The sequence below is a fragment of the Mesorhizobium sp. M4B.F.Ca.ET.017.02.2.1 genome (assembly GCF_003998955.1).
Lineage (GTDB): Bacteria > Pseudomonadota > Alphaproteobacteria > Rhizobiales > Rhizobiaceae > Mesorhizobium > Mesorhizobium abyssinicae.
Map to the genome: position 1 here is coordinate 1 of NZ_RZOF01000639.1, position 1,077 is coordinate 1,077.

Sequence of the window (1,077 nt, forward strand, 5' to 3'; positions counted from 1 at the left end):
GTTCGTCCACAAGATAGCCGGGCATCTTTCCGAAACCGGCCGTGACCTGGTGTCGGTAGCGGCGGCAGCGCGGGCGGCGGCAAAGGACATTTTTTCGCTCGGCATCTCGCTCTCCTCCTGCTCGATCCCCGGACAGGCGCATGAAGACCGCTTCGGCGCCGAAGACGGCGAGCTCGGCCTCGGCATCCATGGCGAGCCGGGCGTCGAGCGCATCGCCTTGCAGAGCGCCAGCTCACTCGTCGCCATCATGGCCGAGCGCCTCGCCGCGCGGCTCGATGCCGGCAGCCGCTACGCGCTCCTGATCAACAATCTCGGATCGGTGCCGCCGCTCGAAATGTCGCTGATCGCCAATGCGGTGCTCGCCTCGCCGCTGGCGAAGGCGGTGACGCTGACGATCGGTCCCGGCCATCTGATGACCGCGCTCAACATGAACGGCTTCTCGCTGTCGCTGATCAGGCTGGATGCCGAACGCGAGGCGGCGCTGCTGGCGCCGGTCGGTCCGCATGCCTGGCTGCCGGCGAAGCCGGTCCGCCAGCCGCTCGTCGTGGCGGCGGCCAAGCCGGCGGTTCACGCCACCGCGAAGGCGCCGAGTCGCGACGCCGCCGCGGAGCGGTTGATCACCGTCGTTTGTGAGAAGCTGATCTCGCTGGAGGAGCCCTTGAACGGGCTAGACGCCAAGGCCGGCGACGGCGATACCGGGTCGACGGTGGCGACCGGCGCGCGCAGCGTGCTCGAGCGTCTCGACACGCTGCCGCTTGCCGACCGGGCGGCAACGCTGGCGGCAATTGGCGATACGCTGGGGACCGCGATGGGCGGTTCGAGCGGTGTGCTTTTGTCGATCTTCTTCACCGCAGCGGCGCAGACTTTGGGTTTTGGCGCGACTCTGCCCAAGGCGCTGCTCGCCGGCCTCGACCGGATGACCTTCTACGGCGGCGCCAAGGTCGGCGACCGCACCATGGTCGATGCGCTGGAGCCGGCGCTCAAGGCGCTCGATACGGGCGGGCTGGAAGCAGCCGCGACGGCCGCGCGGCATGGCGCGGAGGCCACGGCCGCGATGCGCAAGGCCAAGGCCGGACG

Annotated in this window: 1 protein-coding gene; it reads left to right on the top strand. The window is 69.7% G+C overall.

The window, feature by feature from the left end; translation table 11 throughout:
• Positions 1-1,077, top strand: a 1,077-nt coding sequence (locus EN738_RS34545) for a dihydroxyacetone kinase subunit DhaK (protein WP_127287396.1), incomplete at both ends; no start/stop codon positions are given.